Below are 24,770 nucleotides of genomic sequence, written 5' to 3'. Positions count from 1 at the left end.
GCCGGGGCAACGAAAGCAGCCGCCCCACCCCGCCGGGAAGGCTCCGGGCCCGGTTCTCAACCAACTCCCAAACAGCCCACAGCCACGCCCAATGATCGGCGGCGAGACTCTCCGCATGCCCCTCATGACGCCTTCCGCCGCGCGCCGCGCCGACGGCGGCCCGGCGTGCCTGCTGCTGGTGGAGGACGAGCGGATGCTCGCCGACATGCTGCTGGACGCGCTGGCCTTCGCCGGATACGACGTCCATCACGCCGACACCGGCGACCGGGCCCTGTCGCTGACCGCGCGGCTGCGCCCGGACCTGCTGCTGCTCGACGTGAACCTGCCGGGCCTGGACGGCTTCGGCGTCGCCGCCAGGCTGCGCGAGTCCGGCGACGGCGTCCCGGTCATCTTCCTGACCGCCCGCGACACCGCCGCCGACCTGCGCGACGGGTTCCTGGCCGGCGGCGACGACTACCTCACCAAGCCGTTCCGGCTGGAGGAGCTGCGGCTGCGCGTGGAGGCCGTCCTGCGCCGCACCATGCCCCGCGAGCCCTCCGGGGACCGCCTCGCCGTCGCCGACCTGGTCATGGACGTCGTCGCGCACCGGGTCTGGCGCGGCACGCGCGAGGTCACCCTCTCCCGCACCGAGTTCGGGCTACTGCGCTACCTCATGGCCCACGCCGGGCGGGTCCACTCCCGCGCCGAACTCCTGCGCGGCGTGTGGGGCCAGGGCTTCGACAGCGACACCTCACTGGTGGAGACCTACATCTCCTACCTGCGGCGCAAGGTCGACGACGGCCCGGCCCGGCTCATCCACACCGTCCGCGGCGTCGGCTACGCCCTGCGCGCCCCGGGAGGCGAGGCTCCGTGACCATCAAGACCCGCCTGGTCGTGGCCACCGGCGCGCTGCTGTGCCTGGCGACGGCCGTCATCGGCGTCGTGGCCATCGGCGCGGTCACCTCCACGATGCTCGCCCGCGTCGACGACCAGCTGCGCGAACTGGGCAAGCAGCCCACATTCGGCCCGACGAAGGGCCAGGCGATGCCCGCCGCGGCATCCCCCGCGCGCCCGGCGTACCAGTCGGTGGCGGTGCTCATCCTGTCCGACGCGGGCGAGGTGGTCTCGGCGGAGAAGGCCGGGTACTACTCCGAGCCGCTGGCGCTGCCCGTACTGCCCGCCACCCTGCCCGAGATCGGCACGCCCGCCTCGGCCGCCAGCGCCGACGGCGAGATCGGCTACCGGATCATGCGCCTGAACCAGCGGGCCGTGTTCATCCGCGACGGCGCGGAGGTGATCGAGGGAACCGTCCTGCTGGCCGTCCCGACCACCGACGTCGACGCCGTCCGCGACACGCTCACCACCACCCTCGGCCTCACCATCGGCGCGGTCGTCGTGGTGGGCGTGCTGGCCGCCCTGATGATCACCCGCAACGGCCTGCGCCCGGTGGACCGGATGATCGACACCGCCGCCGCCATCGCCGACGGCGACCTCGGCCGCCGCGTCGGGCCCTCCGGCGACCGCGGCGAGCTCGCCCGGCTCGGGGCCGCGCTGGACGCGATGGTCTCGCGGCTGGTCGGCGCCATCACCGACCGCGACGCCCAGCAGGAGCGGCTGCGCCGCTTCGTCGCCGACGCCTCCCACGAGCTGCGCACCCCGCTGGCCACCATCGGCGGCTACGCCGAGCTGTACGAGGCCGGCGGGGTCAGCGAGAAACCCGCGCTGGACCGGGCGATGAGCCGGGTGCGCGCCGAGAGCCTGCGGATGGCCTCCCTCGTCGACGACATGCTCCTGCTGGCCCGCCTCGACCAGGAGTCGGGCCTGGAGCGCGGACCCTGCGACCTGACCGCCGTGGTCGCCGACTCCGTCGACGACGCCCGCGCCGTGGACGCCGAGCGGGTGATCACCTCGGTCCTCGCCCCCGGCGTCACGGTCGCCGGGGACGACGCGCGGCTGCGCCAGGTCGCCGCCAACCTCCTGGCCAACGCGCGACAACACACCCCGCCGGGCACCGCGGTGAGCGTGACGGTGTCCACCGAGGACGGCATGGGCGTCCTCATCGTCGCCGACGACGGCCCCGGAATGAGCCGGGAGCACCGGGCGCGCGCCTTCGACCGGCTCTACCGCGCCGATCCCTCGCGCTCGCGGGCCACCGGCGGCTCGGGACTGGGCCTGGCGATCGTGGCGTCCATCGTGGCCGCGCACCGGGGAACGGTGTCGATCGAGGGCGCGCCGGGGGTGGGCACCACCGTGCGGGTGGCGCTGCCGCTGGTCAGCCGATCACGGGAGTGACCCACTGCGCCAGGATCGCCTGGACCTTCTCCTTGGGCAGCGTGGCCATGAACGAGGGGCCGTTGCCCTGGACGTAGACGACGGAGGTGGGGCACGTGAACTCGTCGGTGAAGGCCTCGTCGGAGCCCAGTTGCGCGCCGGTGCGGGCGGTGAAGATCCTGAACAGGTAGTCCACGGCGAAGACCTTCGCCTCGATCTTCTCGCCGCCGTTTCCGGTGAAGCGGCAGACCTTGATCTGCTCGTGCAGGCGGTAGCCGACGCAGACGATGAGCTGGGCGTCGGCGGCGGTGGCCGCGTGCCAGCCCTCGCCCAGGTCGCTGAGTTCCTTGGCGGCGGTGGGATACCCGCTGTCGAAGATCGCGATCGGGTGCGGGCCGTTCCCGAGGTAGTCGGCCGCGCCGGGCCACGCCCTGGGCTGCTCCAGGCAGGTCGCGCCGAGATCGCCGAGGGTCGGCGGCTCGGGTGTGCGCACCGCGACCGGCGGCGGCGCGGCCTCCTCGCCCTTGGTGTTCAGCTTGACCGCGCCGATCACGACCAGGACGACCGCCGCGAGGAGCAACGCGACCATGACGTAGTCGGTGGGCGAGCGGGTGGGGCGGCTGGGCTCTTGGTCCACGGCGGCCTCCGATCACGATCCGCCCAGAGTATGCCGATCGCGCACGAAAGACGAAGCCCGGCCGTGGCGGACCCGGATCCCGGCCGCGATGAGGACGGCGGCGGCCAGCGCGTAGGCGATGGTCGCCGCGTGCGGGAGCGCCGGGTAGGCTGCCGCGGCGGCCAGGCCGAGGACCAGCCACACCGGGCGGGCGGCGAGCGCGGCCAGGCCGATGAGCAGCAGCGCGTACCAGGCGTAGCCGGGGGTGGTGAGCAGCAGCAGCGCTCCGACGAGGGCGGCCGCGCCGTCCCAGGGCCTCGCGGGGTCGCCGCGGGCGATGATCGCGGCGGTGACGAGGGCGAGGACGGCGAGGGTGAGGCCGAGCAGGACGCCCGGCCGCTCCCACGCGGCGGGCAGGGCCAGGCGCAGGAGCGCGAAGCGATCGGAGCCGGAGGCGTCGCCGTAGCCCTCCTCGCCGACGTATCCGCCGAGGTAGCCCAGGACCGAGCCGCGCGACCACAGGACATAGGGGATGTAGGTCGCGGCGGCCACCGCCAGGGCGATCGCGGGCGGGACGACGGCGCGGGGCTTGCGCGCGCCGGCCAGCAGCGCGGGGACGGTGACGGCGGGCAGGAGTTTCGCGGCGATCCCGGCGCCGAGGAGCGCGCCACCGGCGCGGGGCCGCCGGGCGGCCGCGGCGAAGGCGGCCACGGTGAGCAGGGCGGCCAGGACGTCGGCGTGCGCGTTGTTGACCGCCTCCAGCGCGATCGCCGGGCACCAGGCCCACAGCGCGGCCGGTCCGGGTCCGCGTGCGCGCAGGACGACGAGGGCGGTGCCGAGGGCGGCGAGGAGCCCGGCGGCCTGGAGGGCGGTGATCCCGTCGAGCCCGGTGGCCCCGGCGGCGAGGTGGACGGCGAGGAAGTAGGCCTCGGCGACCGGCGGGTAGATGGTGGGCACCGTGGGGCGGTTGATGCGGGTGCAGAAGCCCCCGGCGTCCCACATGCCCGCGCAGTCCGGTGCGGACGGGAACAGGCTCTCGTCGCGCAGCCCGCGCAGGGCCGGGTCGGCGGGCACGTGGTCGTAGGGCGAGATCCCGGCGGCCTGGACCCGGCCGTCCCACACGTAGCGGTAGGCGTCATCGCTGGTGCGGGGCGCGGCGAGCAGGCCGGTGCCGCCGATGAGGGCTCCCCCGGCCAGGACCAGGACGGCCGCGTGGCGCGGCGGGACGCGCCGCAGCGCCCACGCGGCGGCGGTGAACAGCGCCCAGGCCGCCAGGTACCACGCGAACAGCGGGCCCATCGAGGTCGTGCCGCCGATGGCGATCCCGGCGGCGACGGCGGTCGCGGCGGCCAGGCCGCCGGCCAGGACCGTCCAGAGCCTCACCGCACGGGCCGCAGGGCGGTGAAGGCGCGCTCGGCGCACGTCCACTCCTCGGCGACGCGCCAGCCCGCCGGACCGGCCGCCCGGCGCAGCGCCGAGGGGCCCAGCCGCGCCCACGGGAAGAGCCGCCCGCGCCCGCCGCGTCCATTGTCGACGTGGACGGCGAGGCGCTCGTCGACGTCGACGGGCGCGGTCTCCACCATCAGCAGCGCGCCCGGGCGGGCCAGGCCGCGCAGGCGGCGCAGCAGCGCCAGCGGGTCGCCGCCGATGCCGATGTTGCCGTCCATGAGCAGCAGCGTCCGCCACGCGCCCTCGCCGGGCAGCGGCTCGAAGACCGAGCGGCACTCGGCGGCTCCCCCGGCCGCGATCGCGCGCGCCACCGCCGAGGGACACGTGTCGACGCCGAGGGCGGGCACGCCGAGGCGGGCGAGGGCGGCGGCGAAGCGGCCGGGGCCGCAGCCGACGTCCAGGACCGGACCGGCGCAGCGGGCCAGCACGAGCCGGTCGGTGGCGTCGACGTGCCCGCACCAGCGCTCCACGTCCAGCGGCAGCAGCCACCCGTCGGGGCGGCGCAGGTAGAGCGGCCCGCGTCCGGTGCGCATCGCGTCGGCGTAGACGTCCTGGTCCCAGGTCGTGACGGTCACCCGCGCTCCCCCAGTTCCCGGGCGAGGGCGGCGAAGCGGCCGCCGGGGGCGAGCGCGGCGACCGGGCCGACGTCGGCGGCGGTGTCGACGTCGCGCAGCTCGGGCAGGTCGCCCACCGACAGGCCGTGTCGCAGGAGGCGGGCGCGCTGCTCGCGTCCGGTGGTGGCCGTCGACATCGGGACGCCGAGCAGCAGCGCGGGCGTGGCCCGGGCCAGCGCGAGGGCCCAGAAGCCGCCGTCGGCGGCGGGGCCGAGGTAGGCGTCGTGGCGGGTCCACGCGCCGGGCGCGAAGACCCCGGCGAGGTGGGCGTGGGCGAGCTGCGGGGTGTCCATGCCGATGAGCAGGGACGGGCCGGGGCAGTGGGCGAAGGCGGCGGCGATGCGCTCGTCGAGTCCGCCGCCGCGCTGGGCGGTGACCTCGAAGCCCCCGGGCAGCCACGGCCCGGGTTCGCCGTCGAGGACGAGGATCCGGCGCGCGGCGGGCAGCGCGGCGACGGTGGCGAGGGTGTCGGCGAGCGCGGCCTCGGCCAGGGCGGCGGCCTCGGCGGGGGTGTAGGGGCCGTGCAGGCGGGTCTTGGCGCGCCCGGCGACGGGGGCCTTGGCGATGACGAGGACGGCGGTCACCGCAGGACCGCCCGCATGTCGCGGACGGCGTGCCAGGTCCCGGTCCAGGTGCCGGTGACCTTGGAGCGGCCGGTGCGGGGCAGGTAGGGCACGTCGGTCTCGGCGACGCGCCATCCGGCGTCGGCGGCCTTGACGACCATCTCCAGTGGATAGCCCGAGCGGCGGTCGGTGAGGCCGAGGGCGAGCAGGTCCTCGCGGCGGGCGGCGCGCATGGGGCCCAGGTCGTGGAGGCGCAGCCCGGTGCGGCGGCGGATCATCCGCGAGAGGGCGAGGTTCCCGGCGCGGGCGTGCAGCGGCCAGGCGCCGGCGGTGGTGGGGCGCCGGCGCCCGAGGACGAGGTCGGCGGCGCCGTCCAGGACCGGCCCGGCGACGGTGGGCAGGAGTTCGAGGTTGAGGGAGGCGTCACAGTCGCAGAAGCAGACCACCGGCGCGGTGGCGGCGGTGAGCCCGGCGTGGCAGGCCGAGCCGAAGCCGCGCCGGGGCTCGGCGACGACGGTGGCGCCCAGGTCGGCGGCGATCTGAGCGGAGCCGTCGCTGGAGCCGTTGTCCACGACGATGGCCCGGTAGCCCTCGGGGAGGCGGGCGAGGACCCACGGGATGGCCGCGGCCTCGTCCAGGCACGGCAGGATCACGTCCACGGCGGTCACGCGCGTGCCTCCTTCGCGATCCCGGCGACGCCGTCGGCGAAGGCGACCGCGGGCGCCCAGCCGAGTTCGGCGCGGATGCGGGCGGTGGAGGCGGTCACGTGCCGCACGTCGCCGAGGCGGTACTCGCCGGTGACGACCGGGTCGGGGCCGCCGTGCGCGGCGGCGAGCGCGGCGGCCAGGTCCCCGACGGTGCGGGGTTCGCCGCTGGCGGTGTTGTAGGCGCGGAAGCCGCCGGGATCGACGGTGGCGATGCCGGTGAGCGCGGCGAGGTTGGCGGCGGCGACGTCGCCGACGTGCACGAAGTCGCGCCGCTGCCGCCCGTCCTCGAAGACCCGGGGTGGTTCGCCGCGGGCCAGGGCGGACAGAAAGAAGGACGCGACCCCGGCGTAGGGGGTGTCGCGGGGCATCCCGGGGCCGTAGACGTTGTGGTAGCGCAGGGATATGGCGCGGCCGCCGGTCATCCGGGCCCACGCGGCGGCCAGGTGCTCCTGGGCGACCTTGGTGGCGGCGTAGACGTTCCTGGGGTCGGCGGGGGCGTCCTCGGTGACCAGTCCGGGCGCGAGCGGCGCGCCGCAGCGGGGGCAGGGTGGTTCGAAGCGTCCGGCGTCGAGGTCGCTCGCGGCGCGGGGTCCGGGACGGGTGGGGCCGTGCTCGGGGCAGGTGTAGGCGCCCTCGCCGTAGGCGACCATCGAGCCGGCCAGGACGAGCGCGCCCACGCCCGCCTCGGCCATCGCGGCCAGCAGGACGGCGGTGCCGTGGTCGTTGTGGGAGACGTAGTCGGCGGCGTCGGAGAAGTCGCGGCCGAGGCCGACCATGGCCGCCTGGTGGCAGACGGCGTCGGCGCCGCGCAGGGCCCGGGCGACGGCGACGGGATCGCGGACGTCGCGGGCTTCGGGGGTGGAGCGCGCGTCGAAGACGTCGGCGTGGTGCCCGACGTCTTCGAGCGCGGTGACGATCTGGGAGCCGATGAATCCGGCGCCGCCGGTGACGAGTACCCGCATGCGTTCCGACGCTAGTGAGGACGGCGTCTCCCGGCGGCCTCTTCGGGCGTGGCGTCAGGGATTCGTAAGGTTCAGCGGCGCTTGGGGAACAGGGCCCGCACCCGGGACCGGTTCAGCGCGACCGCCGCGACCAGCACGATCGCGCCGACCACGCCCTGCTCCACCTTCATCCACAGTGGATAGCCGTCGTTGGGGACGGCGACGATGATGACGACGCCGATCGGGACGGCGGTGGAGATCCAGCGCAGCCGCACGAAGGCCGCGCGGCTGCCGCGCGCGGCGGCGCGGGCGACCAGGACCAGCACGGGCGCGGCGATGGCCACGGCGCCGCCGCGGATCCACACCACGGCGTTGACCAGGTCCGGGCGGTCGCGCAGGAGGAAGGCCAGGACGAGGGCGGCCACCGAGACGGCGAAGACCGCGAGGTAGACGTGCCGCACGAGCCGGAAGGCGGGGCGGGCGGCGGCGAGGTCGGGGGTGGTCATGAGCTGCTCCGTTCGGTGGCGGCGCGGTAGATGGCGAGGAGTTCGTCGATGTGGTGGGCCAGGTCCAGGCCTGGCCGCGCGGCCAGGCGCAGCGCCACGGCGTCGATGGAGGCGCGGATGGCCACGGCCATGACGACGGGGTCGAAGTCGCCGAACTCGCGCGTGGTCTGGCCCACGCGCAGCAGCCCGGCCAGCTGCTCGACGGCGATGTCGGCGTCGCCGCCGGGCTCCGATCGCCAGGCGCGCAGGTTGTGGATGATCTCGGCGAGCGCGGGGGCGTAGACCGGGTCGCCGCCGAGGAATTCGAGGTTGGCGCGGATGTAGGCGGCCAGCCGCCCGGCCATCGTGTGCTCGATGGCCATGGCGGCGCGCATGGCCTCGGCGCCGCGCTCGGCGACGGTCCGCAGGACGGCCAGGAGCAGTTCCTCCTTGCCGTCGAAGTGGTAGGAGATCAGGCGCGTGCTGCTGAGACCGGCCTCGTCGACGATGCGCTTGAAGGAGGTCCCGGCGTAGCCGTCGCGGGCGAGGACGGTGAGGGTGGCGGCGATGATCTCGTCGCGGCGGGCCTTGGCGGCGGCTGTTACTTGCACGAGTAAAAAGTTACTCGCTTGAGTAAGACCTGTCCAGTCGGGTCCACGTCATGCCCGATATCGCTTGATAAGACGGCCTTGCCCGGTGGGCGATACGCCACGAGACTGTGTGAACGGCCCGATTCGGCCGAGTTTCCGCAACCGTTTCCCACCAGGAGGTCCGACATGAACCCGATCGGCAAGGCGGCGGACTGGATGCTGCGCCTGGTCGCCCCGAAGGCCACCGCGAACGCCTTCGGCGTCGAGTTCGCCGGCTGCTGCGACTTCAAGATCTGCCGCTTCTGCAACTCGGGCACCCCCGACTGCTGGTGCGCCGGATGCTCCGGACCGCGCTGCGCCTGAACCCGGGGCGGGCCCGGCCGCCGACGCGGCCGGGCCCGCCGCGTCACGCCCCGATGTGGACGCGCGAGGCCCACGGCGGCGCCATGCCCGGCGGCTAGCGCTCCAGCGCGCTGCGTTCCACCCCCGGCGGCAGCGAGGCCTCGGCGACGTGGTCCAGCAGCGTCGCGCGCATCGCCGCCGCCGCGTGCGTCGGCGGGGTCTCGCGGCGGTGGGCCAGGGCCACCGTGCGGCGGATGCCGGGCGGCGCCAGCGGGGTGGCGTGGAGTCCGGGCCGCCCGACGACGACCATGCCGGGGACGAGGGCCACGCCCAGCCCGGCCTCCACGAAACCGAGGACGGTGTCCATCTCCCCGCCCTCCACCACGAAGCTGGGCTCGACGCCCTCGCGGCGGAACGCCGCCAGCGTCGCGTCGCGCAGGTCGTAGCCGGTGCGGAACATCAGCAGCGGCCGGTCGCGCAGGTCGGTGATGCGGACCGGGCCGGGCATCTCCTCCCGGGCCGAGGCCAGCACCAGGCTCTCCCGCAGGATCGGCTCGGCCAGCAGCGCCGGGTCGGTGCCCTGGTCGGGCAGGATGATCAGGGCCAGGTCGAGCTCGCCGCCGACGAGATGGCGGACGAGGTCCTGCGAGCCGCTCTGCTCCACGTGCAGCTCGATGCCGGGGTGGGCGCCGTGGAAGCGGCGCAGAACCGGCGGGACCAGCGCGGCGGCCAGGCTCGGCGTCGCCCCCAAGCGGACGCGGCCGCGCCGCAGCCCGACCAGCTCGGCGACCTCGCGGCGGGCGGTGTCGGCGTCGGCGAGGATCCGGCGCGCCACCGGCAGCAGAACCTCCCCGGCGGGGGTGAGGACGACGCCGCCGCGCTCGCGGCGGAACAGGGGCGCGCCGAGATCATCTTCGAGACTGTGAATCTGCTTACTGAGAGTTGGCTGAGAGACCTTCAAACTCGCCGCCGCGCGGGTGAAATGTCCCGCTCTGGCCACCGCCACGAAGTATCGGAGGTGCTGAATCTGCATCGTAATAGCCTACGTCTATCAGATCATTGATCACGATGCATTGGACGAATGATCGACGCGGACCTACGCTCCGCCCTATGGACCTGGCTACCCGGCGCGTCGTCAACACGACGGTCGGCAAGAAAGCCGTCATGGCCGTCACGGGCGTCATTTTGGTGCTCTTCCTGATCGCGCACATGACCGGCAACCTCAAGATCTTCCTGAGCACCGAGTCGTTCGACCACTACGCCCACTGGCTGCGCACCATCGGCGAGCCGCTGCTGCCGTACAGCTGGTTCCTGTGGATCCAGCGGATCGTGCTGCTGGCCGCGGTGATCGGGCACATCTGGTCGGCGACGTCGCTGGCGCTGAAGGCCAAGGCCGCGCGGCCGGTCAAGTACGCCCACCGGCGCCCGGTCAAGGGCAGCTACGCGGCCCGGACGATGCGCTGGGGCGGCGTGATCATCGTCCTGTTCGTGGTCTACCACATCCTCGACCTCACCACCGGGCACCTGAACCCGGTCGGCGACAGCTCGCGGCCGGCCGGCAACCTCATCGCCGACTTCGCCCCCGGGCGCTGGTACGTGACCCTGTTCTACGTGGTGGCCGTGCTCACACTGGCCTTCCACCTGCGTCACGGCGTTTTCTCCGCGCTGCGGACCCTGGGCCAGCAGACTCAGACGGGTGAGCGCCGCGCCAAGGCCGTCGCGCTCGTGGTCGCCGTGGTCATCGCCGTCGGCTTCCTGGCCGTTCCGCTGTCGATCACGACGGGACTGATCAAGTGAACCTTTACACCGAGGGCGACCCGATCGCCGATACCAAGGCTCCCGAAGGCCCGATCGAGACCCGCTGGGACACCCGCCGCTTCGAGGCCAAGCTGGTCAACCCGGCCAACCGCCGCAAGCGCACCGTCATCGTGGTCGGCACCGGCCTGGCCGGCGGCTCGGCCGCCGCTACGCTGGGCGAGGCCGGATACCACGTCAAGTCCTACTGCTACCAGGACAGCCCGCGCCGGGCGCACTCCATCGCCGCGCAGGGCGGCATCAACGCCGCCAAGAACTACCGCAACGACGGCGACTCGGTGCACCGCCTGTTCTACGACACCGTCAAGGGCGGCGACTTCCGCTCCCGCGAGTCGAACGTGCACCGCCTGGCGCAGGTCTCGGTGGAGATCATCGACCAGTGCGTCGCGCAGGGCGTGCCCTTCGCCCGCGAGTACGGCGGCCTGCTGGACAACCGCTCCTTCGGCGGCGCGCAGGTCTCCCGCACGTTCTACGCGCGCGGCCAGACCGGCCAGCAGCTGCTCCTGGGCGCCTACCAGGCGCTGGAGCGGCAGGTGGCGGCCGGGACGGTGGAGATGCACGCCCGCCACGAGATGCTCGACCTGATCGTGGTCGACGGCAAGGCGCGCGGCATCGTCGTCCGCGACCTGGTCACCGGCGAGATCACCACCGACTTCGCCGACGCGGTCGTGCTGGCCTCCGGCGGGTACGGGAACGTGTTCTTCCTGTCCACCAACGCCAAGGGCTGCAACGTCACCGCGACGTGGCGCGCGCACCGCAAGGGTGCGCTGTTCGCCAACCCGTGCTTCACGCAGATCCACCCGACCTGCATCCCGCAGTCCGGTGAGCACCAGTCCAAGCTCACCCTGATGTCGGAGTCCCTGCGCAACGACGGCCGCGTGTGGGTGCCTAAGGAGAAGGGCGACCCGCGTCCGGCCAACGAGATCCCCGAGGACGAGCGCGACTACTACCTGGAGCGCATCTACCCGTCCTTCGGCAACCTCGTGCCCCGCGACATCGCCTCCCGCGCGGCGAAGAACGTCTGCGACGAGGGACGCGGCGTCGGCCCCGGCGGCCTGGGCGTCTACCTCGATTTCGCCGACGCCATCGCCCGCCTCGGCCAGGACGCCGTCGAGGCCAAGTACGGCAACCTCTTCGAGATGTACGAGCGCATCACCGGCGAGGACCCCAACAAGGTCCCGATGCGCATCTACCCGGCCGTGCACTACACGATGGGCGGGCTGTGGGTCGACTACGACCTCCAGTCCACCATCCCCGGCCTGTTCGTGGTGGGCGAGGCGAACTTCTCCGACCACGGCGCCAACCGCCTGGGCGCCTCGGCGCTCATGCAGGGCCTGGCCGACGGGTACTTCGTGCTGCCCAACACCATCAACGACTACCTCGCCACCGGCGACTTCACCCCGGTCACCGAGGAGCACCCGGCGGCCGTCGAGGCCCGCTCGGCCGTCGAGGAGCGCATCAACCGGTTCCTGTCCATCGACGGCGACCGCACCGTCGACTCCTTCCACCGCGAGCTCGGCCGCATCATGTGGGACTACTGCGGCATGGAGCGCACCGACGAGGGCCTGCGCAAGGCCATCGAGCTCATCCGCGGCCTGCGCGAGGAGTTCTGGCGCCGGGTGAAGGTCCCCGGCTCCGGCGACGACCTCAACCAGGCCCTGGAGAAGGCCGGCCGGGTCGCCGACTTCTTCGAGCTGGCCGAACTGATGTGCATCGACGCGCTGCACCGCACCGAGTCCTGCGGCGGCCACTTCCGGGGCGAGAGCCAGACCCCGGACGGCGAGGCGCTGCGCGACGACGAGAACTTCAGCTACGTCGCGGCATGGGAGTGGGGCGGCGACCAGCCACCCGTGCTCCACAAGGAAGACCTCACCTTCGAGTACGTCCACCTCGTCCAGCGGAGCTACAAGTGAACCTGACCCTGCGCATCTGGCGCCAGCACGGGCCCGAGGAAAAAGGGCGCATGGTGAAGTACCGGGTCGAGGACGTGTCCCCGGACATGTCCTTCCTGGAGATGCTCGACATGCTGAACGAGGAGCTCACCCTCGCCGGTGACGAGCCCGTCGCCTTCGACCACGACTGCCGCGAGGGCATCTGCGGCATGTGCAGCCTCATGATCAACGGCTCGGCGCACGGCCCCGAGCGGGCCACCACGACCTGCCAGCTGCACATGCGGCACTTCAACGACGGCGACACCATCGACATCGAGCCGTGGCGGGCCCGGGCCTTCCCGGTCGTCAAGGACCTCGTCGTCGACCGCTCGTCCTTCGACCGCATCATCCAGGCCGGCGGCTACATCAGCGCCCCCACCGGCTCGGCGCCCGACGCGCACGCCACCCCCGTGCCCAAGGCCGACGCCGACGCCGCCTTCGAGGCGGCCACCTGCATCGGCTGCGGCGCGTGCGTGGCGGCCTGCCCCAACGGGTCGGGCATGCTGTTCACCGCCGCGAAGGTCACCCACCTGGGTCTCCTCCCGCAGGGCCAGCCCGAGCGCGACGAGCGCGTCCTGAACATGATCCACGCGCACGACGACGCCGGTTTCGGCGGCTGCACCAACACCGGCGAGTGCCACGAGGTCTGCCCCAAGGGCATCCCGCTGGCCTCGATCGGGCGCCTCAACCGCGACTTCCTGAAGGCCTCGCGGTCGATCTCGCGTTAGTTCCCGGACGAACGGCCCGGTCCCCGCTCGGGGGCCGGGCCGTTCGCCGTTCACGGCACCTCGCCCCCGATGAGCGCGCGGGCGAAATCGGGGGTCCCGAAGACCGGGTCCAGCAGGCGGGCGGGCAGCCCGAAGGCCGCGGTGAGCTCCGGGACGCGATCGGCCAGCCCGTCGCAGAGGGCGTCGAGGGCCACCCGGGAGCGCCCGATCGCCGACGGGCTCAGCACCGCGGTCTCCAGCAGGTCACCCGAGCGGCGCAGCGTCAGCGCGTGCCCGCGCAGCGCCGCCAGGCGGGTGAGCAGGTCGCGCGCGCCGGGCTCGGCCACCGCCGCGGCGCGCTCGGCGAAGGCGTCCTGCAGGACGCGGTCGGCGTGGGCCAGGGCGGCGCGCTCGGCCAGGTGGACGTGGGCGTTCCAGTCACCGTCACGGGCGATGGCCACCGCCAGCTCCTCCCGCGCCCGGGCCTCCAGCGCAGAAGCGCCCGGCGGCGGGGCGTCCAGCAGCGCGCGGGCGGTGTCCAGCCAGATCAGCAGGTTGTCGCCCCCGGCCGAGGTGTAGGCGTCCAGCAGCGCCCGGTAACCGGTGTAGCGGCCGGTGGCGGCGTTGGCGGGGGCACCGCAGCGGGCGCGGCAGACGTCCACCGCCGCCGCGGCCGTCGACACCGCCACGGCCTTCAGCGCGGGCAGGCGCGCGTCGATGAGCGCCCACGGCGTCAGCGCACCGGTCACCGCCGCCCCGTCGCCCTCCGCGAAACTACCGGCCAGCGCGGTGAGGGCGTAGGCGTCGGCGAGGGCGGCCAGCAGGTCGCGGCGCTGACGGCGGAAGTCCATCAGCGGTGTGCCACCGGCAGTGCGGCGGTGCCGGGTGTGCGCCAGGGCCATCGTGACCGCCGCCCGGGTGACGGCCGCGCACGCCGAGACGATGCCGCGCCACACCGGCCTGGCCATCGCCAGCGACCGCGCCAGCCGCGCCGGGCGCGAGCCGAGCGGGTCGTGGAACCCGCCGCCGTCGAGGCGGGCCGAGCCGCGCAGCCAGGCACCGTAGGGCACCGGGACGTCGTCGAAGGTGACGGCGGCGTAGTCGGCCGGCAGCCCGGCGGCCTCGGCGGCGGGCGTGACACCCACACCGGGGGTCACCCGCCCATCGGCGCCGCGAACGGTCACCGCGAAGGGGAACACGCCCCGGTCGGCCCCGGCCACGATGACGCGGGCGTAGACGGCGGCGATCCTGGCCACGCCCGGCGCGCCGGTCGCGGTGGGGAACTTCGCGGCCTCCGGACGCGGCGTGCGCAGCACGAAACCACCCGTCGCCGGGTCGTGCACGGCCTCGGTGCCCGGATCGAGATGGCTGCCGGAGACCCCGGCCTCGGTCAGCAGCAGGACCCCGGCCGCCTCCAGCTTCTCCAGCGCCGCCACCGCCCCGGCGACCTCGGGCGTCCCGGGGTCCAGATCGAGCAGGACCCCCAGGCACAGCGGATAGTGCAGCACCATCGCGTGGAACAGCGCCGGATCGGCCACCGCCGCCCACCCGAAGGCGGCGTCCAGGCGCACCCGGTCGCCCAGCAGCGCGCTCCCGGGACCGAGGGCGGTGTTGACGTGCCGCAGCCGCCGGTGGGTCAGCGCGTGCCGCCCGGCGGCGGTCAGGTCCGGCCGCGGATCCAGGACCTCGTCGTCGAAGGTCCGCCGCAGCAGCGCCTGCGACTCGGCGTCGAGGGGGCCGCGCACGAAATCGGCGAGGGCGTCGGCGGTCATCGGGCTCCTCCGGTGGTCCAGGTCAGCAGGGCGCTCGCCCAGGTCATGCCCGCGCCGATGGCCAGCATCAGCACCCGCGAGCCGTCCTTGAGGCGCCCGTCGTCGCGGGCGGCGGTCAGCGCGGCGGGGATGGACGCCGCGCCGATGTTCCCGGCGGTGGCGCCGATGACCACCAGCCGCGCCGGGTCGAGCCCGAGGCCTTCCCCGAAGCGCTCCAGCGCGCGCGGATTGGGCTGGTGCGGGACGACGAGGTCGAGGTCGCCGAGACCGATGCCGTGGCGGGCGAGGGCGGTGGCGGCCAGCTCGGGGAAGCGGTGGTCCATGACCTCGCGCACCGCCCGGCCGTTCATGGCGATGCGGTGCTCCCCGGCGGCGAGGGTCTCACCGCTGGCGGGGCGGCGGCTGCCCCCGGCGGGGATCAGCACGTGCGGGGCGAGGCGCCCGTCGGCGCCCAGCCGGATCGAGGCGATGCCGCGCCCCTCGGGGACCGCCTCGACCACGCTGGCCCCCGCCCCGTCGCCGAACAGCACGGCGGTGGCGCGGTCGCCGGGGTCGAGGAAGCGCGAGTAGACCTCCACGCCGATGACCAGCGCGCAGCCGGTGCCGGGCTCGGCGGCCAGGTGGTCGCGGGCGACGCGCAGCCCGTAGAGGTAGCCCGCGCAGGCCGCGCCGACGTCCATCACGGCGATGTCGCCCGCGCCCAGCAGGGCCTGCACGCGGCAGGCCGTGGAGGGTCCCAGCTCGTCGGGGGTGGAGGTGCCCACCACGATGAGGCCGACCTCGCCGATGTCGCGCCCGGCGTCGGCCAGCGCGCGGCGGGCGGCCTCGGCGGCCAGGTCGGAGGCGGCCTCGTGCGCGGCGGCGCGGCGGCGTTCGCGGACGCCGGTGTAGCGCTCGATCCAGGCGGGCTCGATGTCGAGCCCGGCGGCGACCTCGGCGTTGGTGACCACCCGCTCGGGCAGGTGGGCGCCGGTCCCGGTGATGCCCAGGCCGCTCATCGCGGGCACCGCAGGACCACGGCGGTGGCCAGCCCGTGGCGGTCGATGGAGGTGGTGACCGCCGCCCGCCCGGCGGCGGCCGGATCGGTGGCGGCCAGTTCGAGCAGGGCCAGGACCTGGAAGCCGACGCTGGCGGCGGAGGTGTCGCCGACGGCGGTGTGGGCCTCCACGCGGCGCGGGCCGGTGCCCAGGACGGCGCGATGGGCGCGGCTCTCACCGTCGTGGCAGCCGTCGAGGGCGCCGTTGCCCGCCGCGGCCCACACCTCGCCGGGCTCCACACCCGCCCGGCGCAGCGCGGTGGTGAGGCATTCGGCGAGGCGCCCGCCGGTGGCGGTGGCCACCGCCAGCACCGCCGCGCGGCCCGGGCGCGCGGCGGTCAGGTGGAACATCACGCAGCCCTCGGCGACCGGGGCGTGCACCGCGCCGGGCGGCCGCGCCCTCCACTCCAGCCAGGCCCGGCGCGAGGTGTACTCCTCGGTCGCCCCGCACAGGACGTCATCGGCGCGCCCGGCGCGGATGAGGCGGGCGGCGTAGATGAAGGCCAGCGCGACGGCGTTGCGGCCCCCGGCCAGGGTGATGTTGGGCCCGGTGACGCCGTGGCGGATCGCGCACTGCCCGGCGGCGTAGTTCATCACCGTCACCGGGAACCGGGCCGGGTTGACCAGGTACGGCTTGGGCGCGGTGTAGGTGGTCTCGGTGAAGTCGAGGATGGTGCCCAGGCTGCCGTTGGTGGTGCCGATGATGACGGCCGAGCGGTCGCGCGGCACGTCCCCGCCGGAGGCGGCCAGCAGCCGCGCGGTGGCGCAGACGGCCAGGCCGGTGGCGCGGTCCATCGAGCGGGTGCCCTTGGTCCCCAGCTCGGCGGCCAGATCGAAGCCGTGGGCGTCCAGGACGCCCGGCGGCGGCGTGGACGGCGGGTCGTGGCGCGCCGCCGGTGGCGTCCCGGCGGTGAGGGCGCGCGCCACGGCGCCGGGCCCGGGTCCCTGCGCCGACCAGGCGGCGGTGGCCGCGATGCTCAGTTCCATGACGCCTCCTCGGGGCGGCGCAGCAGCAGGACGGCGTTGTTGCCGCCGAAGGCCAGCCCGTTGTTCTGGACCACGCCGATGCGCGCGGGCCGCCCGGTGTTGGGCACGCAGTCGATGGCGCAGGCGGGGTCGGTGGCGATGTGGTTGATGGTCGGCGGGATGAACTGGGCGCCGATGCTGTCCACCGCGGCGATCGCGGCGATGGCGCTGGCGGCGCCCATCGCGTGCCCGATCATCGACTTGATGGAGATGACCGGCGGCGGGGACGCCCCGAACACCCGCCGGATCGCGGCGACCTCGGTGACGTCGTTGACCGGGGTCCCGGTCCCGTGCGCCGAGATCAGGTCGACCTGCCCGGGGCCGATCCCGGCGTCGGCGTGCGCGAGGCGGATGCAGGCGGCCAGGCCGTCGCTGTCGGGGGCGACCGGATGCCGCGCGTCGCAGTTGGCGCCGAAACCGATGACCTCGGCATGGATGGGCGCGCCCCGCGCCAGGGCGTGCCCGAGGCTCTCCAGCACCAGCATCCCGGCGCCCTCGCCGGTGAGGATCCCGCTGCGCCCGGCGTCGAAGGGACGGCACGCGTCGGAGGCGATGGTGCCCACCCGGTAGAAACCGCTGAACATGCGCCGGGAGACCGCCTCGGCCCCACCGCACAGGGCGACCTCGGCGTCCCCGGCGCGCACGGCGTCGAAGGCGTAACCGATGGCGTAGTTCCCGGCCGCGCAGGCCGTCCCGATGGTGACCGGCTCGGCCTCGCGCAGCCCAAGGGCGGCGGCCACCGTCAACGGCAGCCGGATCGGCGCGTACCGGCGCGCCGCGGCCGTCCCGACCGCCTCACCCGCCGCCGAGGCCGCCGCCAGCGCGTCCAGCTCGGCCGCCTCCCCGTCGCAGGTGCCCACCACGACGGGGACGTGCGCGCGGGCCAGCGCGGCGGGATCCAGGCGCGCGTCGGCCAGCGCCAGCCGGGCCGCGGCGACCGCGAAGGCCGCCGCGCGCCCGGGCGTCTCCCCACCGCACCAGGCGGCGGGGTCGAAACCGCTCAGCTCACAGGCGTCGGCGTGGGCGAAACCGGTGGTGTCGAAGGACGTCACCGGCCGCTGCCCACTGGTCCCGGCCAGCACGTTGCGGGCGAAGTCGGCGCGGCCCACGCCGATGCAGGTGACCGGGCCCGCGCCGGTCACCACGACGCGCCGCGCGCCACTCACGCCGGGCCCGCGCCGACGATGGCGAGCACCTGCCCGAGATTGACCGGCGGGTCGGTGGCGTCGACGGCGACGCCGTAATCGGATTCCAGCGCGGCGGCCAGCTCGGCCAGCTGGAGGGAATCGGCGTCCAGGTCCTGCTGGAAGTCGACCCCGTCGGTGATCTCACTCGTGTCCACTTCCAGGATCGCGGCGATCAGCCCCACCACCGCCGCCGCCCGCTCATCCGTCATGGTCATCGGTCATCCTCCTGTCATCGCACGGCCGTGCGGCCGAGTGGGAGCAGTCCGGTCAGGGCGGCGCCGCCCGGCTGGGCGAGCAGACCGCCGTCGAGGGTCAGGCAGGCGCCGGTGATGAAGGACGCGGCCTCGCCCGCCAGGAACACCGCCGCGTGCGCGACCTCCTCCACACCGCCCCAGCGGTGCTGCGGGACGTCGCCGGTCAGCGCCGCCGACAGCCCCGGGTCGCCGGAGAACGCGCCGGTCAGGTCGGTGGTGACCCACCCCGGCGCGAGGGCGTTGACGCGGACACCGTGCGGCGCCCACTCCACCGCCAGCGTGCGGGTCAGCGAGATCAGCGCCGCCTTCGTCGCGCCGTAATGCGACAGCATCGGCACCCCCGCCAGGCCCGCCACCGAGGACATGTTCACCACCGCGCCACCGCCCCGGGCCACCAGGTGCGGCCCGAGATGCCGCAGCACCCGCACCGCCGAGGTCACGTTGCCCGACCAGATCCCGGCCCAGTCGTCCTCGGTGGACGCCAGGAACGGGCCCACATGCGACATCCCACCGGCGTTGTTGACCACGATCGACAGATCCGGGAACTCCACCAGCACCAGCGCCATCGCCTCGGCCACCGCCCCCGGCGACTCCAGATCGCAGGGCACCGCCAGAGCCCGCCCGCCCACCGCGGCGATCTCAGCGCGGACCTCACCCAGGCGCCCGGCATCCCTGGCCAGCAACGCCACCGACGCCCCGGCCCGCGCCAGCGCCACCGCCACCGCGCGCCCGATGCCGCGCGAGGCACCGGTGACCAGCGCGCTCGCCCCCTCCAGCCGGTAGGGGCTCTCCACGTCACCCACGCTCACCGCCTCCCCGCGAGCACCGAGGCGGTGACGTCCATGAGGGACGTCAGCTGACGCCGCTCGGCCTCCCGGATCAGCGCCGGCTCGAAGGCCCGCGAGCGGAAGTCCATGGTCATCACCACCCGCTCGCCCTGCTCGATCGACGCCGCCAGCACCAGGTCGCGGAACCCGCGCCCGGCCGGGCGGTCGTCCTCGACCACCAGGCGCAGCTCGGCCGGCAGCGGGAACAGGAACGCCGGGAACGCGATGGAGGTGCGGCCGGTGACGAAGGCCCAGGCCTCGCCCAGGCGCAGCGCGGTGACGGCCATGGCCAGCTGGAGGCACGCCTCGACCTCCAGCATCCCCGGCAGGTGCCGGGCGCCGTTGTCGCGGTCGGCGAGCATCCCGCAGCCGGGATCCACGTGCAGCCCGGCGGCGAACTCGCCGGGCTCGATCTCGCGCAGACCGTCCACGAGGAGGTTGGCGGGATCGGTCTTGTGGACGCCCAGGGCGACCGGGCGGCGGTAGGGCCACGGCTCGACCCGCACGCCGGGAAGCCCCGCGGCGGCCGATTCCAGCCGCGCCCAGTCGCGCGCCGACAGTCCCTGCCCGGCGCGGGCTTCGCATTCCGGCGGTGGCGAACCGCATTCGAGGAGGGTCAGGAAAGTGTCGAGAGTGTGAATGCGCGCACCATCGGCGAATGGCGTGAATGGCGCGCCCACCAGATGAATTGTCCGGCAGGTCATGTGCGCCACACTACGAACGGCCACGCCCGCCGCGGAACCTCTCCGGGCCGAATGTTCCGTTACGCGGAACGCGTTTCGGCGCGGTGCAGGACCTCGGCGACCGCCGGGGCCATGGCCCGCGCGACCCCGCGCAGCGCGCGCTCACCGGCCGCGCCGGGCGCGCGTCCCGAGGCCGCCAGGCTCAGCGCGCCCAGCACGCGGCCACGCCCGTCCAGGACCGGCACGGCGGTGGTCCAGATGCCCAGGAGGTGCTCCTGGCGGTCGTGGGCGACGCCGTCGCGGCGGACGGCCAGCAGCTCACCGTCCAGGCGGCGCGGGTCGGTGAGGGTGAAGCGCGTCATCGGCGCCAGCGCCGGGCGCGCCAGGAACCGGTCGCGCAGGTCCGGGTCATGGGCCAGCAGCACCTTCCCGCTGGCCGTGCAGTGCGGCGGGACGAGGGTGGCGGTGCGCATGACGCTGCGGGTGAAGGCGTGCGGGTACACGCTGGCCGGGAACAGCACGCCGCCCTGGGCGGGCACCGCGTAGGAGGCGGCCAGCCCGGTCAGGTCGTAGAGCTCCAGCAGGTAGGGGCTGACGGTGCGCACCAGCAGGACCCGCTGGTGGCGCCCGGCGCGCTCCCACACCGAGTCGGCCTGCAGGGCGTAGCGCGGCCCCAGCCGCCGCACCGCCCCGGCGCGCTCCAATGTGGCCAGCAGCCGGTGGACGGTGGACTTCGGCAGCGCCACCGCCCGGGCGAGTTCGGAGACCCCGACGGCACGCTCGGCGCGGCCCATTTCGTGGAGGAGAATGATCAGCTTCTCGGCGGCGCCCGGACCGTCGGCCTTCATTCGTCGCCTTTCTCGCGCGTTTCGACCTCACGGATGAACGTGGTCGGCGGCGTGGCCGGAGGTGAACTATTCCGCAGCCCGGGGCAATGCGCTGTCAATTCCGCGACTGGCCTTTTCACGTACCGGGGAGAAAACCACATCGTGGAATAGTGGAGTGGCGACCGCCACGAACGGTCTTCGGCGGGCGGCGCGAATGTTAAATTGGGGTTGCCGGACGCCGGGTCCGGTCTCCGTGAGCCTCGGAAGGACGTGAGTTGATGCCCGTCGCGCATGCCGTCGCCGCGCGCGGCGACGCACCGGCAGTCCTCATCGTCCCGGCTCCGGTCACGCCCGCCTTCTCGTAGCGGGCCCGGGGCCTCGTTCCCGAAAGCTCACCACCATGTCTTCAAGCGACAACCGTCCCGTGTGGACCACCCGGCCCGAGACCACCGGCGACGTGCGGGCCGTGCGCGCGGTCAACGCCGCCGCCTTCCCCACCACCGCCGAGGCCGATCTCGTCGACGCGCTGCGCGCCGACCCCGCCGCGTGGATCGACGGGCTGTCGATCGTCACCGTCGAGACCGGCGGCACCGTCGTCGGGCACACCCTGCTCACCCGCTGCCACGTCGGCGGGGCACCGGCGCTCGCGCTGGCGCCCTGCGCCGTCCTGCCCTCCCACCAGGGCACCGGAGCGGGCTCGGCGGCGATCCGCGCCGGGCTCGACGCGGCCCGCGCGATGGGCGAGAACCTCGTGGTGGTGCTCGGTCACCCCGGCTACTACCCCCGGTTCGGGTTCACCCCGGCCTCCGGGTTCGGCGTGACCGCGCCCTTCGAGGTGCCCGATGAGGCGTTCCTGGCGCTGGCGCTGGACGCCGCGCGCCCGGCCCCCTCGGGCCCGATCGCCTACGCGAAGGCCTTCGGCGTCTGACACCGCACGCCGCGCCCGCCACCCGGCGGGCGCGGTCCTAGGCCGTGCGCCAGATCCGGGCGTGCGTGCTGGGCAGCCGCTCGGCGAACGGCCCCGGGCCCAGCAGCGCCCGCAGGTCGGCCTCGAAGGCGTCCAGGCGCTCGGCGAACAGGTGCGGCGCCGAGGACGAGGTGGAGAACACCCACGCGATGACGTCATCCGTGCCGCGCTCGACCGGCGCTCCCCCGGGGACGATCACGTCCTCGGGGCCGGTGAGCCCGGCCCGGGCGAAGACCTCCGCCTCACCGCCGGGCGTGCCATGCGGAAGGAATCCCCGCCCGGCCCGGCGCACCGGGCCCAAGTGCTCGCGCACCAGGTCCTGGATCGCCTCGTAGGGCACCGGCGGATGCGGCAGGCCCTCGGTGGAGCGAACCTCGTCCTTGAGGTCGGCGATGTGGACGATCGCGCCGCCCGGCGCCAGCATCTTCGCGGCGGTGGCCGCCACGAGGTCCTGGTCCATCCAGTGGAAGGACTGCGCGAAGGTCACCGTGGTGAACTCGCCCAGCCCGGCGGGGAGGACCTCGGCCAGGGCCTTCACCCAGCGCGACTTGCCGTCCAGCCCGGCCTCGGCCGCCGCGGCGCCCGCCTCGGCGAGCATGTCGGCGTCGGGGTCGAGGCCGACGATCCCGGCGTAGTGGCCGGCGAGCAGCAGGGCGACCGTGCCCGGCCCGCAGCCGACGTCCAGGAGGCGCCCGGTGCCGTCCAGCCCGAGGGCGGCGGCCAGCGCGGCGGCCAGCCCGGGGGCGTAGGGCAGGCGCCCGCGCTCGTAATGCGCCGCGGCGCCCGCGAAAAGGGTCTCGTCCCAGCTCCAGCTCATCGGCTTCTCCCATCACGAAGACCGGCCATCGTCGCATGAGGACGGTGGCCGGCCGGGTGAGGGGTGACCTCGCCCGGGGCGGCCCGCACAGACCACCCCGGGTGAGGAGCGCGTCAGACGTCGAAGCGGTCGAGCTCCATGACCTTGGTCCAGGCGGCCACGAAGTCGCTCACGAACTTGTCCTTGGCGTCGTCGGCGGCGTAGACCTCCGCCACGGCGCGCAGCTCGGAGTTGGAGCCGAAGACCAGGTCGGCGCGCGTGCCCGTCCAGCGCACCGCGCCGGAGCCGTCGCGGGCCTCGAAGGTCTCGGCGTCGCCGCCCACCGACGTCCACGTCGTGCCCATGTCGAGCAGGTTGACGAAGAAGTCGTTGGTCAGGGTGCCCGGTGCGTCGGTGAGGACGCCGTGCTTGGAGCCGCCGTGGTTGGCGCCCAGCACGCGCAGGCCGCCGACGAGGACGGTCAGCTCCGGCGCGCTGAGGGTCAGCAGGTTCGCCCTGTCCACCAGCAGGAACTCCGCCGGGAGGCGCTGGCCCTTGCCGAGGTAGTTGCGGAACCCGTCGGCGACCGGCTCCAGGGCCTCGAAGGACTCCACGTCGGTCTCGTCCTGGGCGGCGTCGACGCGGCCCGGGGTGAACGGCACGTCCACCTCGGTACCGGCGGCCTTGGCGGCCTTCTTCACGCCGACGTTGCCGCCGAGCACGATCAGGTCGGCCAGGGACACCTTCTTACCGCCGGTCTGGGCGGCGTCGAAGGCCTCCTTGACGCCCTCCAGGGCGCGCAGGACGGTGGCCAGCTCGCCGGGCTCGTTGATCTCCCAGTTCTTCTGCGGCTCCAGGCGCACCCGGGCGCCGTTGGCGCCGCCGCGCTTGTCGCTGCCGCGGAACGTGGACGCCGAGGCCCACGCCGCCGACACCAGCTGCGCCACGCTGAGGCCGGTGGCCTCGATGCGCGCCTCCAGGTCGGCCACGTCGGCGGCCTCGATGGTGGCGTAGTCGGCGGCCGGGAGCGGGTCCTGCCACAGCAGCACCTCGGAGGGGACCTCCGGGCCCAGGTAACGCACGATCGGGCCCATGTCGCGGTGGGTCAGCTTGAACCACGCGCGGGCGAAGGCGTCGGCGAACTGGTCGGGGTTCTCCAGGAAGCGCCGCGAGATGGGCTCGTAGATCGGGTCCACGCGCAGCGACAGGTCGGTGGTCAGCATCGTCGGGGCGAGCTTCTTGGACGCGTCGTAGGCGTCGGGGACGGTGCCCGCGCCCGCGCCGTCCTTCGGCCGCCACTGGTGCGCGCCGGCGGGGCTCTTGAACAGCTCCCACTCGTACTTGAAGAGGATCTCGAAGAAGTCGTTGGACCACTGCGTCGGCTTGGTCGTCCAGACGCCCTCAAGTCCACTGGTGATGGTGTCGGGGCCCTTGCCGATGCCGAAGGAGTTGCGCCAGCCCAGGCCCTGCTCCTCCAGCGCGGCGCCCTCGGGCTCGGCGCCGACGTTCTCGGCCGGTCCCGCGCCGTGGGTCTTGCCGAAGGTGTGGCCACCGGCGATCAGCGCCACGGTCTCCTCGTCGTTCATCGCCATGCGGCGGAACGTCTCGCGGATGTCGCGCGCGGCGGCCAGCGGGTCGGGGTTGCCGCCCGGGCCCTCGGGGTTGACGTAGATCAGGCCCATCTGGACCGCCGCCAGCGGCGACTCCAGGTCGCGGTCGCCGGAGTAGCGGGCGTCGCCGAGCCAGGTGGTCTCCGGGCCCCAGTAGACGTCCTCGTCGGGCTCCCACACGTCCTCGCGGCCACCGGCGTAGCCGAAGGTCTCGAAGCCCATCGACTCCAGGGCCACGTTTCCGGTGAGGATCAGCAGGTCGGCCCAGGACAGGGCGCGGCCGTAACGCTGCTTGACCGGCCACAGCAGGCGGCGGGCCTTGTCGAGGTTGCCGTTGTCCGGCCAGCTGTTGAGGGGGGCGAACCGCTGCTGCCCGGCCCCGGCGCCGCCGCGTCCGTCGCTGATGCGGTAGGTGCCCGCGCTGTGCCAGGCCATCCGGATCATGAACGGGCCGTAGTGGCCGAAGTCGGCCGGCCACCAGTCCTGGGAGGTGGTCAGGACCTCGGCGATGTCGCGCTTGACCTGGGCCAGGTCGAGGCCCTGGAAGGCCTCGGCGTAGTCGAAGTCCGCGCCGAAGGGGTTGGCCACGTCGGGGTTCTTGGCCAGGATCTTCACGTTCAGCCGGTTGGGCCACCAGCCGCGGTTGCCGCCGCCCTGGGTGGGGTGCGCGGCCCGTCCGTGCGGGACGGGGCAACGCGATTCGGCGCCCGCTTCCGCGTCGTGGACGATGGCGTCGTGGTTCTCGGACATCGGATTCCTTTGCGTTTCAGGGGTG

Annotated in this window: 26 protein-coding genes; 7 read left to right on the top strand and 19 right to left on the bottom strand. The window is 74.4% G+C overall.

The window, feature by feature from the left end:
* Positions 1-115: 115 nt before the first annotated feature.
* Both QSK10_RS13070 and QSK10_RS13065 read left to right on the top strand, forming a co-directional pair.
* Positions 116-853, top strand: a complete 738-nt coding sequence (locus QSK10_RS13070) for a response regulator transcription factor (protein WP_285663031.1) — start codon at positions 116-118, stop codon at positions 851-853.
* Complete coding sequence (locus tag QSK10_RS13065; protein WP_285663030.1) at positions 850-2,271, top strand: sensor histidine kinase; 1,422 nt, start codon at positions 850-852, stop codon at positions 2,269-2,271. The genes QSK10_RS13070 and QSK10_RS13065 overlap by 4 nt, the downstream gene beginning before the upstream one ends.
* On the opposite strand, the gene QSK10_RS13060 is transcribed toward QSK10_RS13065, so the two are convergent.
* From QSK10_RS13060 to QSK10_RS13025, 8 genes are all read right to left on the bottom strand, one after another.
* Entirely contained in the window at positions 2,252-2,887 is a 636-nt protein-coding gene (locus QSK10_RS13060) for a hypothetical protein (protein WP_285663029.1), read from the bottom strand. The genes QSK10_RS13065 and QSK10_RS13060 overlap by 20 nt on opposite strands.
* Before the next feature lie 12 nt (positions 2,888-2,899).
* Positions 2,900-4,249, bottom strand: coding sequence for a glycosyltransferase 87 family protein (locus QSK10_RS13055; protein WP_285663028.1), 1,350 nt, complete (start codon positions 4,247-4,249; stop codon positions 2,900-2,902).
* The gene (locus QSK10_RS13050) at positions 4,246-4,890 is read right to left on the bottom strand and encodes a methyltransferase domain-containing protein (RefSeq protein ID WP_285663027.1); all 645 of its coding nucleotides are present in this window, start codon (positions 4,888-4,890) and stop codon (positions 4,246-4,248) included. The genes QSK10_RS13055 and QSK10_RS13050 overlap by 4 nt, the downstream gene beginning before the upstream one ends.
* The gene (locus tag QSK10_RS13045; protein ID WP_285663026.1) at positions 4,887-5,513 is read right to left on the bottom strand and encodes a TIGR04282 family arsenosugar biosynthesis glycosyltransferase; all 627 of its coding nucleotides are present in this window, start codon (positions 5,511-5,513) and stop codon (positions 4,887-4,889) included. The genes QSK10_RS13050 and QSK10_RS13045 overlap by 4 nt, the downstream gene beginning before the upstream one ends.
* On the bottom strand, positions 5,510-6,160 hold the full coding sequence (locus QSK10_RS13040; protein ID WP_285663025.1) for a glycosyltransferase family 2 protein: 651 nt from the start codon (positions 6,158-6,160) through the stop codon (positions 5,510-5,512). Before QSK10_RS13040 ends, QSK10_RS13045 begins: the two co-directional genes overlap by 4 nt.
* Positions 6,157-7,161 carry an NAD-dependent epimerase/dehydratase family protein gene (locus QSK10_RS13035; protein ID WP_285663024.1) on the bottom strand — a complete coding sequence of 335 codons (1,005 nt, stop codon included), beginning with the start codon at positions 7,159-7,161 and terminating at the stop codon, positions 6,157-6,159. Before QSK10_RS13035 ends, QSK10_RS13040 begins: the two co-directional genes overlap by 4 nt.
* A 71-nt stretch (positions 7,162-7,232) precedes the next feature.
* Positions 7,233-7,646 carry a hypothetical protein gene (locus QSK10_RS13030; protein WP_285663023.1) on the bottom strand — a complete coding sequence of 138 codons (414 nt, stop codon included), beginning with the start codon at positions 7,644-7,646 and terminating at the stop codon, positions 7,233-7,235.
* Complete coding sequence (locus QSK10_RS13025) at positions 7,643-8,236, bottom strand: TetR/AcrR family transcriptional regulator (RefSeq protein WP_285663022.1); 594 nt, start codon at positions 8,234-8,236, stop codon at positions 7,643-7,645. Before QSK10_RS13025 ends, QSK10_RS13030 begins: the two co-directional genes overlap by 4 nt.
* Before the next feature lie 165 nt (positions 8,237-8,401).
* Here QSK10_RS13025 and QSK10_RS13020 point away from each other — a divergent pair, with 165 nt between their 5' ends.
* The gene (locus tag QSK10_RS13020) at positions 8,402-8,578 is read left to right on the top strand and encodes a hypothetical protein (RefSeq protein ID WP_285663021.1); all 177 of its coding nucleotides are present in this window, start codon (positions 8,402-8,404) and stop codon (positions 8,576-8,578) included.
* Positions 8,579-8,672: 94 nt separating this feature from the next.
* On the opposite strand, the gene QSK10_RS13015 is transcribed toward QSK10_RS13020, so the two are convergent.
* Positions 8,673-9,596 (bottom strand): LysR family transcriptional regulator, encoded by a 924-nt coding sequence (locus tag QSK10_RS13015; RefSeq protein ID WP_285664451.1) that lies wholly within the window; start codon positions 9,594-9,596, stop codon positions 8,673-8,675.
* 71 nt (positions 9,597-9,667) lie between these two features.
* Between QSK10_RS13015 and QSK10_RS13010 the strand changes: the two genes are divergently transcribed.
* The 3 genes from QSK10_RS13010 to QSK10_RS13000 are packed head-to-tail and all read left to right on the top strand — an operon-like array spanning position 9,668 to position 13,031.
* Positions 9,668-10,354: a succinate dehydrogenase cytochrome b subunit gene (locus QSK10_RS13010; protein ID WP_285663020.1), complete on the top strand. Its 687-nt coding sequence runs from the start codon at positions 9,668-9,670 to the stop codon at positions 10,352-10,354.
* The gene (locus QSK10_RS13005; protein WP_285663019.1) at positions 10,351-12,285 is read left to right on the top strand and encodes a fumarate reductase/succinate dehydrogenase flavoprotein subunit; all 1,935 of its coding nucleotides are present in this window, start codon (positions 10,351-10,353) and stop codon (positions 12,283-12,285) included. Before QSK10_RS13010 ends, QSK10_RS13005 begins: the two co-directional genes overlap by 4 nt.
* Positions 12,282-13,031: a succinate dehydrogenase/fumarate reductase iron-sulfur subunit gene (locus QSK10_RS13000; RefSeq protein WP_285663018.1), complete on the top strand. Its 750-nt coding sequence runs from the start codon at positions 12,282-12,284 to the stop codon at positions 13,029-13,031. The genes QSK10_RS13005 and QSK10_RS13000 overlap by 4 nt, the downstream gene beginning before the upstream one ends.
* Before the next feature lie 50 nt (positions 13,032-13,081).
* Here QSK10_RS13000 and QSK10_RS12995 read toward each other — a convergent pair whose 3' ends face one another.
* From QSK10_RS12995 to QSK10_RS12960, 8 genes are all read right to left on the bottom strand, one after another.
* Positions 13,082-14,782: an acyl-CoA dehydrogenase gene (locus tag QSK10_RS12995; protein ID WP_285663017.1), complete on the bottom strand. Its 1,701-nt coding sequence runs from the start codon at positions 14,780-14,782 to the stop codon at positions 13,082-13,084.
* Complete coding sequence (locus QSK10_RS12990) at positions 14,779-15,780, bottom strand: 3-oxoacyl-ACP synthase III family protein (RefSeq protein ID WP_285663016.1); 1,002 nt, start codon at positions 15,778-15,780, stop codon at positions 14,779-14,781. Before QSK10_RS12990 ends, QSK10_RS12995 begins: the two co-directional genes overlap by 4 nt.
* Positions 15,777-16,805: a beta-ketoacyl synthase N-terminal-like domain-containing protein gene (locus QSK10_RS12985; protein ID WP_285663015.1), complete on the bottom strand. Its 1,029-nt coding sequence runs from the start codon at positions 16,803-16,805 to the stop codon at positions 15,777-15,779. Before QSK10_RS12985 ends, QSK10_RS12990 begins: the two co-directional genes overlap by 4 nt.
* Complete coding sequence (locus QSK10_RS12980; protein WP_285663014.1) at positions 16,796-18,010, bottom strand: beta-ketoacyl-[acyl-carrier-protein] synthase family protein; 1,215 nt, start codon at positions 18,008-18,010, stop codon at positions 16,796-16,798. Before QSK10_RS12980 ends, QSK10_RS12985 begins: the two co-directional genes overlap by 10 nt.
* A complete protein-coding gene (locus tag QSK10_RS12975) occupies positions 18,007-18,246 on the bottom strand; it encodes a phosphopantetheine-binding protein (RefSeq protein ID WP_285663013.1) in 240 nt (79 codons plus the stop codon). Before QSK10_RS12975 ends, QSK10_RS12980 begins: the two co-directional genes overlap by 4 nt.
* A 14-nt stretch (positions 18,247-18,260) precedes the next feature.
* Complete coding sequence (locus tag QSK10_RS12970) at positions 18,261-19,088, bottom strand: SDR family NAD(P)-dependent oxidoreductase (RefSeq protein ID WP_285663012.1); 828 nt, start codon at positions 19,086-19,088, stop codon at positions 18,261-18,263.
* A gap of 2 nt (positions 19,089-19,090) precedes the next feature.
* Positions 19,091-19,792: an AfsA-related hotdog domain-containing protein gene (locus QSK10_RS12965; protein WP_285663011.1), complete on the bottom strand. Its 702-nt coding sequence runs from the start codon at positions 19,790-19,792 to the stop codon at positions 19,091-19,093.
* Between the two features lie 83 nt (positions 19,793-19,875).
* On the bottom strand, positions 19,876-20,643 hold the full coding sequence (locus tag QSK10_RS12960) for an IclR family transcriptional regulator (RefSeq protein WP_285663010.1): 768 nt from the start codon (positions 20,641-20,643) through the stop codon (positions 19,876-19,878).
* Positions 20,644-21,022: 379 nt separating this feature from the next.
* Here QSK10_RS12960 and QSK10_RS12955 point away from each other — a divergent pair, with 379 nt between their 5' ends.
* Positions 21,023-21,550, top strand: coding sequence for a GNAT family N-acetyltransferase (locus tag QSK10_RS12955; protein ID WP_285663009.1), 528 nt, complete (start codon positions 21,023-21,025; stop codon positions 21,548-21,550).
* A 37-nt stretch (positions 21,551-21,587) separates the two neighbouring features.
* Here QSK10_RS12955 and QSK10_RS12950 read toward each other — a convergent pair whose 3' ends face one another.
* Both QSK10_RS12950 and katG read right to left on the bottom strand, forming a co-directional pair.
* On the bottom strand, positions 21,588-22,406 hold the full coding sequence (locus QSK10_RS12950; protein WP_285663008.1) for a class I SAM-dependent methyltransferase: 819 nt from the start codon (positions 22,404-22,406) through the stop codon (positions 21,588-21,590).
* Positions 22,407-22,519: 113 nt separating this feature from the next.
* The gene (gene katG, locus QSK10_RS12945) at positions 22,520-24,745 is read right to left on the bottom strand and encodes a catalase/peroxidase HPI (RefSeq protein WP_285663007.1); all 2,226 of its coding nucleotides are present in this window, start codon (positions 24,743-24,745) and stop codon (positions 22,520-22,522) included.
* Between the last annotated feature and the right edge of the window lie 25 nt (positions 24,746-24,770).

This window comes from Actinorhabdospora filicis (genome assembly GCF_030269765.1).
GTDB lineage: Bacteria > Actinomycetota > Actinomycetes > Mycobacteriales > Micromonosporaceae > Actinorhabdospora > Actinorhabdospora filicis.
This window is presented reverse-complemented; position numbering and strand designations above follow the sequence as displayed.